The sequence below is a fragment of the Laspinema olomoucense D3b genome, from assembly GCF_025370785.1.
Classification (GTDB): domain Bacteria; phylum Cyanobacteriota; class Cyanobacteriia; order Cyanobacteriales; family Laspinemataceae; genus Laspinema; species Laspinema olomoucense.
Window position 1 is genome coordinate 78,211 of the sequence record NZ_JAMXFA010000002.1, and the last position, 14,067, is coordinate 92,277.

General features: G+C 48.3%; 13 protein-coding genes. 8 read left to right on the forward strand and 5 right to left on the reverse strand.

Annotated features, from left to right (window positions below; all coding sequences use genetic code 11):
- Positions 1-96: 96 nt before the first annotated feature.
- The gene (locus NG792_RS01615) at positions 97-1,890 is read right to left on the reverse strand and encodes an SWIM zinc finger family protein (protein WP_261234265.1); all 1,794 of its coding nucleotides are present in this window, start codon (positions 1,888-1,890) and stop codon (positions 97-99) included.
- A 284-nt stretch (positions 1,891-2,174) separates the two neighbouring features.
- Between NG792_RS01615 and NG792_RS01620 the strand changes: the two genes are divergently transcribed.
- Positions 2,175-2,915, forward strand: coding sequence for a Uma2 family endonuclease (locus NG792_RS01620; RefSeq protein ID WP_261234266.1), 741 nt, complete (start codon positions 2,175-2,177; stop codon positions 2,913-2,915).
- A 31-nt stretch (positions 2,916-2,946) separates the two neighbouring features.
- On the opposite strand, the gene NG792_RS01625 is transcribed toward NG792_RS01620, so the two are convergent.
- Complete coding sequence (locus NG792_RS01625) at positions 2,947-3,183, reverse strand: hypothetical protein (protein ID WP_261201509.1); 237 nt, start codon at positions 3,181-3,183, stop codon at positions 2,947-2,949.
- Between the two features lie 200 nt (positions 3,184-3,383).
- On the opposite strand from NG792_RS01625, the gene NG792_RS01630 reads away from it, so the two are divergent.
- The 5 genes from NG792_RS01630 to NG792_RS01650 all read left to right on the forward strand — a co-directional run bounded on the left by NG792_RS01630 (position 3,384) and on the right by NG792_RS01650 (position 8,146).
- A complete protein-coding gene (locus tag NG792_RS01630; protein WP_261234267.1) occupies positions 3,384-6,500 on the forward strand; it encodes a tetratricopeptide repeat protein in 3,117 nt (1,038 codons plus the stop codon).
- Between the two features lie 123 nt (positions 6,501-6,623).
- The gene (locus tag NG792_RS01635; RefSeq protein WP_261234268.1) at positions 6,624-6,950 is read left to right on the forward strand and encodes a flagellar basal body rod protein FlgC; all 327 of its coding nucleotides are present in this window, start codon (positions 6,624-6,626) and stop codon (positions 6,948-6,950) included.
- A 137-nt stretch (positions 6,951-7,087) separates the two neighbouring features.
- Positions 7,088-7,282: a hypothetical protein gene (locus tag NG792_RS01640; protein ID WP_261234269.1), complete on the forward strand. Its 195-nt coding sequence runs from the start codon at positions 7,088-7,090 to the stop codon at positions 7,280-7,282.
- Positions 7,283-7,548: 266 nt separating this feature from the next.
- Positions 7,549-7,794, forward strand: coding sequence for a type II toxin-antitoxin system RelN family antitoxin (locus tag NG792_RS01645; RefSeq protein ID WP_261234270.1), 246 nt, complete (start codon positions 7,549-7,551; stop codon positions 7,792-7,794).
- Positions 7,784-8,146, forward strand: coding sequence for a type II toxin-antitoxin system RelE family toxin (locus NG792_RS01650; RefSeq protein WP_261234271.1), 363 nt, complete (start codon positions 7,784-7,786; stop codon positions 8,144-8,146). Before NG792_RS01645 ends, NG792_RS01650 begins: the two co-directional genes overlap by 11 nt.
- A gap of 173 nt (positions 8,147-8,319) precedes the next feature.
- Here NG792_RS01650 and glmS read toward each other — a convergent pair whose 3' ends face one another.
- From glmS to NG792_RS01665, 3 genes are all read right to left on the reverse strand, one after another.
- On the reverse strand, positions 8,320-10,227 hold the full coding sequence (gene glmS / locus NG792_RS01655) for a glutamine--fructose-6-phosphate transaminase (isomerizing) (RefSeq protein ID WP_261234272.1): 1,908 nt from the start codon (positions 10,225-10,227) through the stop codon (positions 8,320-8,322).
- Between the two features lie 336 nt (positions 10,228-10,563).
- Positions 10,564-10,809: a photosystem I iron-sulfur center protein PsaC gene (gene psaC / locus NG792_RS01660; RefSeq protein ID WP_007355303.1), complete on the reverse strand. Its 246-nt coding sequence runs from the start codon at positions 10,807-10,809 to the stop codon at positions 10,564-10,566.
- A gap of 347 nt (positions 10,810-11,156) precedes the next feature.
- Positions 11,157-12,062, reverse strand: a complete 906-nt coding sequence (locus tag NG792_RS01665; RefSeq protein WP_261234380.1) for a CoB--CoM heterodisulfide reductase iron-sulfur subunit B family protein — start codon at positions 12,060-12,062, stop codon at positions 11,157-11,159.
- Positions 12,063-12,458: 396 nt separating this feature from the next.
- Here NG792_RS01665 and acpP point away from each other — a divergent pair, with 396 nt between their 5' ends.
- Both acpP and fabF read left to right on the forward strand, forming a co-directional pair.
- The gene (acpP, locus tag NG792_RS01670) at positions 12,459-12,710 is read left to right on the forward strand and encodes an acyl carrier protein (protein WP_261234273.1); all 252 of its coding nucleotides are present in this window, start codon (positions 12,459-12,461) and stop codon (positions 12,708-12,710) included.
- A 60-nt stretch (positions 12,711-12,770) separates the two neighbouring features.
- Complete coding sequence (gene fabF / locus NG792_RS01675; RefSeq protein WP_261234274.1) at positions 12,771-14,021, forward strand: beta-ketoacyl-ACP synthase II; 1,251 nt, start codon at positions 12,771-12,773, stop codon at positions 14,019-14,021.
- The last annotated feature ends 46 nt before the right edge of the window (positions 14,022-14,067 follow it).

Consider the following 14,067-nt stretch of genomic DNA (forward strand, 5'->3'; position numbering starts at 1 on the left):
CAATAAAATACCCGGAACCCAGTTTCTCAGGGGGGAGCCATACTTCCCGCAATTCACTTCACCCCTGATATTGACCCATCTCCCCCTTAGAATGCTCTACAACCCCTTAAACTCATCCTGCAACGCCGGATAACTGCGATAAGTCTGCCGTAGCTGATCAATATATCCCTGCCACAGGGAGGCATCTTTCAGGATATCCAGATAAATCGATTTGATTGTTCCTGCATACATAGCAGCAGTTTGGTAATTGGCTCGCGTCTTAGCCTGGATATACTTTATCACCATTTTGTCATAAATGGCGATCGCCCCTTGAGGGCGATGTTCCTTCACCCCCTCCGCAATTTTCAGATCCGTAAACTGCCCACAAGGAGAGTTTTGAGATAAGGCGATCGCCTTGTCCCACTCTTCCTCCTCTAAATAAATTTCCGCTAACTGCTTCGGAACATTTGCCACCCCGTCCAGGATCTCCTTGTACACCAGTTCCCACCGATCTAACCCCGTCGCCACTTCCTTCAGTTGATGATACAGTGCGAGAGAATAGCCATATTCCCGCAACCTCAGCATCAACAGTCGATACAGATTTTCTAAGTCCCCTTGCTCTTGATAGAACTTGCTTAACTCAGAAAGAATGTTTTGGTCCTGGGAGCGGATTTTATAATAAGTATTGCTTCTTTGATCGCCTAAATCGAGATGATTCTCTCTGCCAGTAGAAACCCATCGTTCTAACGTTGCCCGATATTTTTCTACCTTCCCTTGTTCTCGCCAATAATAGGCTAACTCCACATACTGAAAGGGCTGGTTTAAATTTGCCTCCCGCAACCGCAGATAATTTTCATCATCCCCCAACTGGCGATAAAAGTCCGCCATCCAATCAAAAGTATCTTCATGATTACTATATTCCGGTAGGTGTTGAATCACATAGAGATAATCTTCCGGCATCGTACAAATCAGATTCAGGGTATCTATAATTACCCCATCCAGTGACTCATCCTCGAACATCTCCCACTGGAGCAAATTTAGCACCGAATCAATATAACCTTGCTTTCTTGGCATGGGCACTTCTCCTGCCGCCACCGCCTTTGCAAATAGGGCTAATGCCGTCCTTACTTCATAGGTGCCGATTAAATATTCTTCTTCGACGAAGTATTGATGCGCCTCCGTCACCACCTCCCACAAAACATTAATTTGGTCCGGCAATTCCAGGGTTGGGACTAGAGAGAAAACATGATCCAAGTCGGGATAATCCTCTTCATCATCATAATCCTCCTCATAGTCATCCTCATAATATCGCTCTTCTTCATCATAACTTTCTTTTTCAATCCATTGCTCATAGGTTTCCTCAAAAAAGTTCTGAATTTCTTGCTGGAGTCTGATCACCATTCCCAAGTTTGTTTGTGAGGGCTGAAGAAGTTCCGGGGATAGGTTTCCTTCAGACAATAGTAGATGACGCACCTCGGGAAATTCATCTACAAATTTCAATACCATTTCTACTAACTTATCAACCCCCATCCCTCGCAACGCCGCTTCCAAATCATCAGGAAGGGAGGCAACAGAAGAACCGGAGGCGATCGCCTCAACCTCATCCGAATTATTCCCCACCAACTCATCGGGGTCACCGTAAAGCGCATACAACAACACCGCCACCCGATGCTTACAAACCTCATCTTGAGCAGCACAAGTACAATCCGCCGAAACATTGCCGCCACTACTGCGAATTTCTACACTGTAGACACCCGTTTTGGTTCCTACCTTCGCTGTAATTCCCGTGCCGGACCTATAATAAAACTGCTCAATGGAACTCGTTTCATAGCACAATAAGCCCACTTCAAAACTATCCGGATTATCGGCAAATTGTTTAATGTCTTCTACCGTCAACTGGTTCAAATTCATAAGTAGCTGCTGATAGGATGGAATGGACCACTCAGATTTTACCCTAGAAAATCCCAAGGCGATCGCCCAATTAATCTCCCCGGGAAGATGTGCCGGTACGCACTGAATTGATAACTTAAGGGGAGCATCTGCTGCCCGTGCAGATAGATTTGGTTTATGATAGAAGCATCGGTTTTAAAGAAGCGACACTGAAGCAGGGTGGGGCAACATGAACAAAGCTGTGCCTGCACTTTGCTTAAAAGAACATTGATATAATTTGCATTGCATTTATGGAGAGTATTGCTATGACATCCACCCAACCTCAAGCGATCGCCTCTCGGGTGAATCCCACTCGCACCTTACCCCCCTTAGAAAATGGCGATCGCTTAAGGCGTCCGGAATTCGAGCGCCGCTATCACCTCATGCCGGACATCAAAAAAGCTGAACTCATTGAAGGAGTAGTTTATATGGCATCCCCCTCCCCCTTACGCTTTCGGTCCCATGCCGAACCTCATGGTGATTTAATCGGGTGGTTGTGGACTTATAAAATTGCCACCCCCCAAGTTCAAATGGGAATTGAACCCACAGTGCGCCTAGATTTAGAAAACGAACTCCAACCCGATGGCGTCTTATTAATCAGTCCCGAAAACGGCGGACAATCCACCATTGACGCAGAGGGATACATCCAAGGCGCACCGGAACTCGTCGCCGAAATTGCCGCCAGTAGCGCCGCCATTGACTTGGGGGATAAAAAACGCGCCTATCGCCGCAATGGGGTGAAAGAATATATTATATGGCAAGTTTTTGATGAAAAAATTGAGTGGTTTCAGTTAGAAGACGGGGATTATGTATCAGTCTTGCCCGATGAGCAAGGGATAATCCGTTCGCAAGTCTTCCCCGGATTGTGGTTGGATATTCCTAATCTCATCCAAGGGAATATGCAGCAAGTTTTGACAGTTTTGCAACAAGGAATCAGTTCGCCGGAACATCAAGCATTTGTGCAACCATTAGGAGAAGATTCGGCGGAATCATCTCCTGATGCTTGATGCTGGGATTAAGATTGGACTGCGATCGCCCCTATTGCTCATGTTCGGAGTCCTGGTTTTTCTCCTCCATCCCGGGGGCGATCGGTACCTGATGGGTGACCCGTTGCACCATACTGTCCTGCTGCACCGGCATCGTGTTATCATAGCGAATATGCCACAATGCCAATCCAAAGGTGAGAGCAACTCCTAACCCCTCATGAATCAACCCGATCGCAGTCGTTGCCATTGCTTCCCCAACAATTAACAGAGTGCGCTTAGAAATCTGCATTACCTTATCCTCAAACTCGATAATGCAGTTGTAAAATTGCGGGTATTCCCGAAAGCAAGGAAGCGCCGAAAGCACTATACTACAAATATTCGGGTAGATACGGGGAGGGGTTTCGGTATCGGGATCCCGAAACTTTCCCGAAACTTCTTTCGGATTCCGGAACCCGCAAACTCGGTTTTTACTCTCATTCCCTTGCAGCGATGGCGAAAAAAGCTCACGGCAATACTCCCAAAATACGAGTTCAGCTTCTGGTTGAGGCATTGTTGGACTATGAACTGAACAACAGCGATCGGATTAACAACCTGAGCGTTAGCTGGGATAAAAATGATGAAACTCTGCTCATCGTCAATACTACTCTGCAAGCGCTGCGGTATTTGGTGCGGGATAAAACCGAATTTAAACCGAGTCCTAAGACATCTGAGACGCAACTCAAGAAAATTATCGGCGAACTCCTCAGCTATTACCTCAAAGACTTCCTTGGCATCTTGCACGATAACCGCGCCACCATCAAAGGATCTGAGGATTGGGTATTTACCCTAAAATTGTGGAGTCAAGATAAAGAGAAGAACCTGCAACCACTAGAGGAACTGTGGTACGAGAAACAATCGCCCCAGTCTCGCGACAGTCAAAGCGGATCGGTTCCCCCGGTAGTGGAAACGAATCAAGACACAACGCCGCCTCCACCACCCCAGAGCAAAGGGATCCAAACCGTGGGACTGGAAACCATCGCTGAAATCCCCGTGTGGGTGGGGCGCGATGCTTTGTTACAGGAGTTAAAAACCAAATTACTCGCCCCCGAAACTCCCCCGAAAGTGCTGACAATTATCGGACAAGGGGGCATCGGCAAAACCAGTTTAGCGGTGAAACTCCTGGAAACCTTGGGAGTGCAGTTGCAACCGCCTACCCTCACCGCCACCTGTCCCTATCAGAAAGCATTGTATTTAAAAACCTACCAAGGGACCAGTTTTGATGCCGTGGCAGAGTTTCTCCTGCGGGGATTAGACATCGAAACCCCTGAACCCCTGAAAACCGCAGGGGAAAAAATCACCCAAATTCTGGAGGGGTTGACAAAACAGCGCAGCGTTGTCGTGCTGGATAACCTGGAAGATATTTTACACCCCGCTCACCATCCCGACTGCGGTAAAGCGCTGTCTCCAGAATGGGGCGAGTTGCTTCATGCCTTTGCTTACCGCAATCATTGCTCAACCCTGATTCTCACCAGTCGAGAATTCCCCGTGGATTTAACTGATACTCGTGCCCGGAACCCGAAACCCGACCCGAAATTAGTGGAAGTTCTCCCCTTGTCTGGGGTTGAGGATACGGATGGAGTGGAAATCTTGCGTCAGCGCGGATCGGAAGATAGTGAGGAAGATTGCCGATGGATTGCGGAACGAGTCAAAGGGAATGCCTTTATTTTGACCCAATTGGCGGCGATCGGGGCCGAAAGTCCCGGGTATCTGCGGAAACATCCGGAACTGGTGACAGAAGAAGCAGAACCGATTCTGCAAGCGCAACTCGGGCGGCAAAGTCAGGCAGGGTTAGACTTATTGCGGCGAATGTGCGTCTTGCGCGTCGGCATCGATATCCAGGGTTTGACCTTTTTGCGCCTGTACACCGATGACAGAGAGAAAAACAAGCGGTTTGAGATGGCAGCACTTTTAGAAGAACCGGCAGAATTGACCAAAGCGGAAGTCAAAGATACCCAAGAAATTGTCATGCGCTTGGTGAATAGTTCCTTAGTGCAGCGTCGCTATGATAAGGAGCAGTGTGAGTGGTATTATGACCTCCATCGCTTGATGGTTGAATACTTGCAAGGGCAATATCAAGCCGAATTACCGCAACTGATGCAACGGGTTTATAAGTTCTACTGTACGGGGAAGACGGTAGAAAATCCCAAAACCTTACAAGATTTGCGCCCGCTTTTGGAGGCACAGTATTTTGCCTTCATGTTGGGAATTTATAACGAGGCATCTAGTTTATTGATGGGACAAATAGAGGATTATCTAACACCCTGGGGATACGGGAACCTCTTAAAAGATTTGTATGAGCAAATCTTACCCCATGTTGATGAGGGGACTCGTCCTTATTATCTATCGCGAATTGGTTTGAGATATCGGGATTGGGGGAATTGGGATGAAGCAGAAGAATATTATCAGAATGCTTTAACTATCGCACAAAAACAAAAAAATAAGAGTTTGATTGCTGGATTACAAGCAAGTTTGGGATATATCCAGCAGGATCGCGGCAACTGGGATGAGGCGGAGCGTCTGTTTCGGCAATATTTGGAAGTTAAAACCCAATTGCGGGAGCGCAAAGGGATGGCAACCTCTTGGAGACTGTTAGGTTCTATTGAGCGACTGAGGGGCAACTGGGATGAGGCGGAGCGTCTGTTTCGGCAATCTTTGCAACTGAGTACCGAATTGGGCGATCGCTCGGGGATAGCATCCTCTTGGGCAAGTTTGGGATATATTGAGGGAAAACGGGGCAACTGGGATGAGGCGGAGCATCTGTTTCGGCAATCTTTAGCAATTGACACTGAATTGGGCGATCTTTCCAGTATGGCATCCTCTTGGGCAAGTTTGGGTTCTATCGAGCGACTTCGGGGCAACTGGGATGAGGCGGAGCGTCTGTATCGGCAATCTTTAAAAGTTAAAACCCAATTGGGCGATCGCCAAGGGATGGCATCCTGTTGGGGACTGTTGGGATATCTCGAGCGAAATCGGGGCAACTGGGATGAGGCAAAGCGTCTGTTTCGGCAATCTTTGGAATTGAGCACTGAATTGGGCGATCGCTCCGGTATGGCAACCTCTTGGGGACAGTTGGGAGATATCCAGCAACTTCAGGGCAACTGTGATGAGGCGGAGCGTCTGTATCAGCAATCTTTGCAACTGAGAACCGAATTGGGCGATAAATCTGGCATGGCAACCTCTTGGGGAGTGTTGGGAGATATCCAGCGAAATCGGGGCAACTGGGATCAGGCGGAGCGTCTGTATCAGCAATCTTTGGCATTGAGAACCGAATTGGGCGATCGCTCGGGGATGGCAGCAACTTGGGGTTGTCTGGGAGAAAACGAACTCGTCAAAGGCAATCTCGATGCTGCTGAAAAATATTTAACTGAAGCATTGGTACAGATGGAAGAATTGGGAATGACTTTGCATATTGCGGAAGCAAATTTTGACATCGCGCAACTCTGGCGCAAACGTGGGAATGAAGAAATTGCCCAGCAGCATTACCAGAAATCCTATCAAATCTATCAACAACTAGGTGCAGCAAAGGATTTAGAACGGATTGAGCGGGAGTGGAATCAGGAAGTTTAGGGCTGTAGTAAAATAGGGGCGAGTGCCAGAAACCTGGTTGGGGCGATAATTGGGGAATTTGTCCCCAGATTGGCTCAAGCAACTGGGTTCTCATTTTATAAACTTTTATCGGACAATATAACCATGTCAATCCCCTCTCAAGTTCTCGCCAAATTGAAAATTTTAGAAACCCTTTATCACCAAGGGAAATCTAATGATCTCATCAACCAGACATTAGACAAAATTATTAGCCAAGAATTGGCGGAGTCTCGGCAAAAAAATCAGGAATTCGAAGCCGAAATGCAAATTTTTGAACAACAGTATCAAATGTCATCGGCTGAATTCTCTCAACTATTCCACTCCGGAAAATTAGGAGATCAAATTGACTTTGTGGAATGGAACGCTTTTTATCAAATGTGGACGACATTGCAAGAGCAGATTCAACTTTTGCAATCTACGGAAAATCTATGATGATTGAAGAGTATTTGACCGTTTTGTGACAATTCTAATCCGGCTGGTGCTAGAATTATCGCCAGTGGCATCCGGGATATTCAGGAAACTATTCATAATGCTCAAACCTGGGAGAGGATTACAGGAGAATTTAACCCATGAACGAACAACCGTCAAAATCCATCTCTGAAATTTTTGAGGAGAGAACCCTCATCGATCGCGCTTTAAAAGTTGCCGCCAATCGTGCCTTTTTGCGTCACAAACAATTGGGGCGTCCGATTGTAGTCTGGCAGGATGGAAAAATTGTCAAAATTCCCCCGGAAGAGATTTGCGTAGATGAAGAATATTTCTAAACCCATCGGTCCCACCCGGAGTTACCGATAGTGGTGCAATTTCAAGGGTTAGAAACCGGGTTTCTTAATCAGATGTTGGCAATTGCCATGAAAGGCGGTGAGAAACCCGGTTTCTGGTCCAGTTTTAAGGGTTAGAAACTGGGTGTTCTCATGAGGGGGCTTCAGCTCCCTCACAAGGAAAAAAAGGGAAATTTGCTAAACTGAACCCATGAACCTATAAAAAGGCGGTTTGAGTGACAGCCTAACACACAATTTGAGGTCAAGCAATGAAAGCAGTTGAAGTCATGGGCAAAGTCGATGATAAGGGTCAACTTTTGTTAGATGAACCTTTAGACATTAAATCCGAGAGCCGAGTCAAAGTGATTCTCTTGATATCCGATGAAGATGACTTGGATCCGGATGATACTCCCGCCGAGGAAATTAAAGCTAGTTTAATCCGAGCCTTGCAAGATGCTAAAGCCGGAAGAAGAATTCCCTTAGAACAAATGTGGGAGGGAATTGATGCCGAATAATCCTGAACTCGTCAACATTGATTTAACACCTGAATATCGCAATAACCTCAAAAAACTAGCGAAGAAATATCGCAATATTCGTTCTGATACTCAGGTAGTCATTGAGGCATTACAACAAGGCTCTCGATTAGGCGATCGCCTTTCTGGTTTTGGCGAAAACCTTTATATTTACAAGGTTAGAGCCAAAAATAGTAATATCCAAAAAGCAAAAAGTAGCGGCTATCGCATTATTTATTTGCTGGAATCAGAAACCAGTATTTTATTGTTGACGATTTATAGCAAACCAGAGCCAGAAGATATAACACCGGAGCAAATTCAAACGATTTTAGAGGAGCTGTATCAATCAGAATGAATAGGGAGCATCTCAATCACGAACAGTTCTTCCCCCTCCCCGATGTCTTGGTGAGAGGGTTGGGGGGGTGGGGTCTTTCTCGTGACGCGGCTGAAGCCCCCTCACGAGGAAATTTTGCCACAAAAAAGCAGCCTCGGAAAAGGCTGCTTTTTCTCACATAAAACTTACTCTATTTACTCCACCGTGACTGACTTCGCCAAATTACGGGGTTGATCCACATCTAAACCGCGTCGGGCTGCGATGTGATAGGCGAGTAACTGTAACGGGATGACCGCTAAAATAGGTGAGAGTAACTCGTCTACAACGGGGACTTGTAAGACATCGTTAAAAATCTCTGCTGCGTCAAACCCATTTTGCGGAGTGACCCCAATCAGGCGGGCATCCCGCGCTTTTGCTTCTTGGGCGTTGGAAATCACTTTCTCGTAGACGGTTCCCGGCATAGCGATCGCCACCACCGGCACTTTGGCATCCAACAGGGCGATCGGTCCATGTTTCATCTCCCCTGCGGGATATCCTTCCGCATGGATATAGCTGATTTCCTTCAGCTTTAACGCCCCTTCCAAGGCGATCGGGAAATTAATCCCTCGTCCTAAGAAGATAAAATCCTGAGTCTCGGCAAATTCATGGGCCAACTCCTCAATACTACCTTCTTGAGAACTCAGCACCTGTTCAATTTGTACCGGAAGTTGGCGCAATCCTTGGATAATTTCCTCGATGCGTGCTTCTGGGAGGGTTTTGCGTTGATAGGCTAAGTCCAAGGCTAAACTATAAAATGCCATCAACTGCGCCACAAAGGTCTTTGTTGCCGCCACCCCGATTTCAATTCCAGCATGGGTATTAATAATGTCGGGGACAAGGTTCCCCAAGGAAGACTCGGGACGATTGGTAATCCCCAAGAGTCGCGCTTGATAGGCAGCAGAAAGTCCAGTTCGGCGCTGGTTTTCCATTGCTAGGGCCGCCAGAGTATCCGCCGTTTCTCCCGACTGACTGATGCCGATCGCCAGGGTGTAGGGGCGCAAGGGGGCCGGTGCATAGCGATATTCTGAGGCATAGTTGACCGAAGTGGGAATTCCCGCCAACTGTTCCAGCAAGTATTTCCCAACTAACCCAGCGTGCCAACTGGTCCCACAAGCGAGGATTTCAATCTGTTGCAAATCCTTATACAGTTCTGGATTAATTCCCAAATTAATCGGCGCAACTTGATTATCCCCCGGTTGCCACTCCCGGTTAAAATAGGCTTCCAAACAGGTGCGGACCACTGCCGGTTGTTCGTAAATCTCCTTATGCATGAAGTGGCGGAATCCTTGTTTTTCCACCAAGACCGGGTTCAGGTTGAGGACTCGGGGAGTTTTTTTGAGGCGATCGCCTGCAAAGTTATAAACCTCCACCCCTAACGGTGTCAACCGGGCCATTTCTTCATTTTCCAACGCCAAGACAGCGCGGGTATAGGGCATGATCGCCGGAGTATCCGAGGCACAGAAAAATTCCCCCTGGCCAAATCCCACCACTAAAGGGGCCTGCTGTCGGGCGACAATCAGTTCATCGGGGTAGTCACTACAAATCACGGCGATCGCAAATGCCCCTTCTAACTTATTCACCGCCTTGCGCACCGCCTCAAAAAACTGCGAGATTAACGGCATAAACCCCGGTGCATCCACCATCGGTTCAGTCATCAACTCCGCAATTAAATGGGGGATGACCTCCGTATCCGTATCGGATCGGAACTCATGTCCTCTACCCTTGAGTTCTTCGCGCAACTCCCGATAATTTTCAATAATCCCATTTTGGACCACCGCCACTTTGCCATGAGTGTCCATGTGGGGATGAGCGTTGTATTCCTCCGGTTTACCGTGAGTCGCCCACCGGGTATGTCCGATGCCGATTTGAGCGGGATTGTCGATGCCTTGGATTTTTTCTCGCAGGTTATGGAGTTTACCTTTGGCCCGGACACAAGTGACCTTCCCATCCCAAATCGTTGCTACACCTGCTGAATCGTAACCGCGATATTCTAGTTTTTCCAGTCCGGCGAGTAAAACATCTTTCGCCGCTTGAGTGCCAATATAGCCAACAATTCCGCACATTTATCCGTTAACTCCTCTCGATACGGTGCAATGGATAGAATTTTAGTTTTTCCGTGCTGTTTCTGCTATAATCACATCCCTTTATAGTTTCCTAACGTCTCAAGTGGCGATCGCCCGGTATGAGCAGAAATCGACAGCGCGATCGTGGATGCAAATAATCCCTACAGCAAGTTGATAGTCTCTTCCCCTGCCTAGTCTCTGATTCCGGAAATGAGTTCCCCTGGCCTGAAGCACAGGGACGCGAAAAAAGAGGGGCGCAAGGCTCCCTCTTTCTATTTCAATTCTAAATGTTTTAAAAGCACTCTTGAACCCAAAGTGCCTTCAAATCATCCAACTCTAGTAAGCCAGACCCATACTGCGAGTCGTTTCAGCGCCGAGATAGACTCGGATGCTCAAAAAGTCTGTCGGACAGGCAGTTTCGCAACGCTTGCAACCTACACAGTCTTCAGTCCGGGGAGAAGAGGCAATCTGACCAGCTTTACAGCCATCCCAGGGGACCATCTCCAGAACGTCTAAGGGACAAGCCCGAACGCATTGTGTACAACCGATGCAGGTGTCATAGATTTTTACGGCATGAGACATGGATTATAAGCTCCCAACGTGTTCTCAACAAATTTTTGGATCTGGTAATAGCCGCTTTAAGCGCTAGAGTAAGCGTTAAAGCTGTCGAAATCTTGGCTTAGTTTATCGTAGTCCTACCTATTCCTCTCAGAAAAGGAACGAGAACTTAAAAGATCGTAATATATTGCCCGGTGCTTTTACTAGAGGGGGAGGGTGGCGATCGGGCTTAAGCGGTTTCCAACCCGCCTAGGTTCATCCTTTTGTCATAAATCTTTACAAGTTTCCAGGGACCTGCCATCAAGGTCGCTCAATCCATTCCCCCGTTCGTAGTAACGCCTTCAGGCGTTACTACGAACGGGGGATGAGTTTTAGAGTCCCAATTTTTCTAAAACGGGTCGAGTAGATACTACGTGACGATCTAACCCCAGTGCTTTGGGGGGGATGCCTAACGCTAACGCCACTAATTGCGGCAGGTGGAGGACCGGCAGATCTAACTTATGACCGATGAATTTAGCCACCTCCGGTTGCCGGGAGTCTAGGTTGAGGTGACATAGAGGACAAGGGGTGACTAAACAATCCGCACCTGCCGCGATCGCCTCATCTAGGTGGTTCCCCGCCATTTGAAACGCTTGGTCTGTGGCATAACTGGAAAGGGGCCAGCCACAGCACTGGGTGCGGCCCGGATAATAGACAGGCGTGGCCCCTACCGTCCGAAATACATTTTCCATCGATTCCGGTTGATAGGGGTCATCATAAGGGATAGTTTTTTGAGCGCGCAGCAGATAGCAGCCATAGAATGCCGCACATTTGAGTCCACTCAGCTTGCGAGTCACGCGTTTTTGGAGCTCATCGAGACCATAATCCGTGACCAATGCCCATAATAGATGTTTGACTTCCGTAGTGCCTTGGTAGGGAGAACAGTTTTGTTTTTCCAGTAACCCATTAATCTGGTTGACATAAGCGGGGTCAGAGGTTTGGAAATCCTTGAGACGCTCATCCACATGACCGATGACCCCTTGGCAAGTGCTGCAATGGGTGAGTAAGGGGAGATTGAGTTGTTCGGCGAGGGCAATATTGCGGGCGTTGACCGTATCCTCTAGGAGGCGGGAGTCTTCTTTAAAGGTGCCGGAACCACAGCATGAGGCTTTTTTGAGTTCCAGCAGTTCGATACCGAGGGCTTTGGTTAAGGCGGCAGTGGATTGATAGAGTTCGCCGCAAGCGCCTTGAGCAACACAGCCGGGAAAGTAAGCGTATTTGAGGGTAACTGATGGCATGGCAGTGGCACAGTTGAGAGGACGGTAGGAGGCGATCGCCGTAAGTGAGCTCAAGGCGATCGCCTCTTCTATTATTATGATCTGGCCTGGGGCGCTGCACAGTCCTTATCTTAATTCCGGCTTAATTTTAGAAGGGTCCTTGGTCATTGGTTATTGGACGAGTGACAAATGACCAAGGACAAATGACAAATAACAAATGACATCAGAAATCGCGTGTGGGTGATGCATCTTTCAGATAAGATGGGAAAACGGCCTTGAGCCAGTCATCGGGCATAGGAGTTTTAGAAACGACTAAGGGCCAGAGCGACCAAACCGGGCAGGGACAATCCCACGTTAGAACGGCCCCACCCGAACCCAAATTTGTTATGATTTGCTGCATTCAAAGAGGACATCCCCATGAGTCAAGAAGATATTTTTTCCCAAGTCAAGAAAATTGTCACGGAGCAACTGGAAGTTGAAGGGGAGAAAGTCACCCCTTCCGCCAGCTTTGCCGAAGATCTCGGCGCTGATTCCCTGGATACAGTGGAACTGGTGATGGCATTAGAAGAAAACTTTGATATTGAAATTCCGGACGAAGCAGCAGAAAAAATCACCACCGTCCAAGAGGCAGTGAAATACATCGAGAGCCAAGTTGCAGCAAAAGCATAAAGCCGACTGCTTTCACCTGGATTCTGCGTGTTTGGTGTGGCAGCAAGAGATACCGCAATCATGACCAGCTTAGAACGAAAACGAGTTGTTGTTACGGGTCTGGGTGCCGTTACGCCCATCGGCAATACCTTACAGGACTATTGGGAAGGGTTGTTGAGCGGACGTAATGGCATTGGTCCCATTACCCTATTCGATCCGTCGAGTCATTCCTGCCGGATTGCCGGTGAAGTGAAAGGATTTGACCCCCATGACTACTTGGAAAAAAAAGAAGCCAAGCGCATGGATCGATTTGCTCAGTTTGCGATCGCCGCGAGTAAGCAAGCGATCTCCGACGCGAGTTTCGAGATTAATGAACTCAACGCCGATCAGGTGGGGATTGTCATCGGCAATGGCATCGGTGGCATGAAGGTAATGGAAGATCAGCAAACGATCTACCTCGATCGCGGACCGGACCGATGCAGTCCATTCATGGTCCCGATGATGATCGCCAACATGGCGGCAGGTTTGACTGCCATTCATACCGGAGCCAAGGGGCCAAATTCTTGTGTGGTGACGGCTTGTGCAGCGGGTTCCAATGCCGTGGGAGATGCCTTTCGCCTCATCCAAGGCGGATACGCTCAAGCGATGCTTTGTGGCGGAACCGAAGCGGCAGTGACACCGCTATCCGTTGCGGGGTTTGCAGCAGCGCGGGCGGTTTCCACCCGGAATGATGATCCGCTTCATGCCTGCCGTCCTTTTGATCGCGATCGCGATGGATTTGTGATGGGCGAAGGGGCGGGCATTTTACTCCTCGAAGAACTGGAGCACGCTCTGGCCAGAGGGGCAAAAATTTATGCCGAAATGGTAGGCTATGCCATGACCTGTGATGCCTATCACATGACCTCCCCCGTCCCCGGTGGTGAAGGGGCCACCCGAGCGATGTTACTGGCAATGAAAGATGCCGGAATCACCCCGGAACAGGTGAGCTACATCAATGCTCACGGCACCAGTACCGCTGCCAACGATAAGACCGAAACCAACGCGATTAAAAACGCTTTGGGAGACCATGCTTACAAGATAGCAGTCAGCTCTACAAAGTCAATGACCGGACATTTGCTAGGGGGTTCTGGCGGCATTGAAGCGGTAGCCACAGTCATGGCAGTCGCCAATGATAAAGTGCCCCCGACGATTAACCTGGAAAATCCAGATCCGGAGTGCGACCTTGATTATGTGCCCCATCACAGCCGGGATTGCCCAGTGAATGTAGCACTCTCCAATTCCTTTGGGTTTGGGGGACATAACGTCACCCTCGCCTTTGCCAAATACCAGTAAAGGGTTAAAGGTGACAAGGTTGCCGGATGAAGTTTGTTTTCGAGTT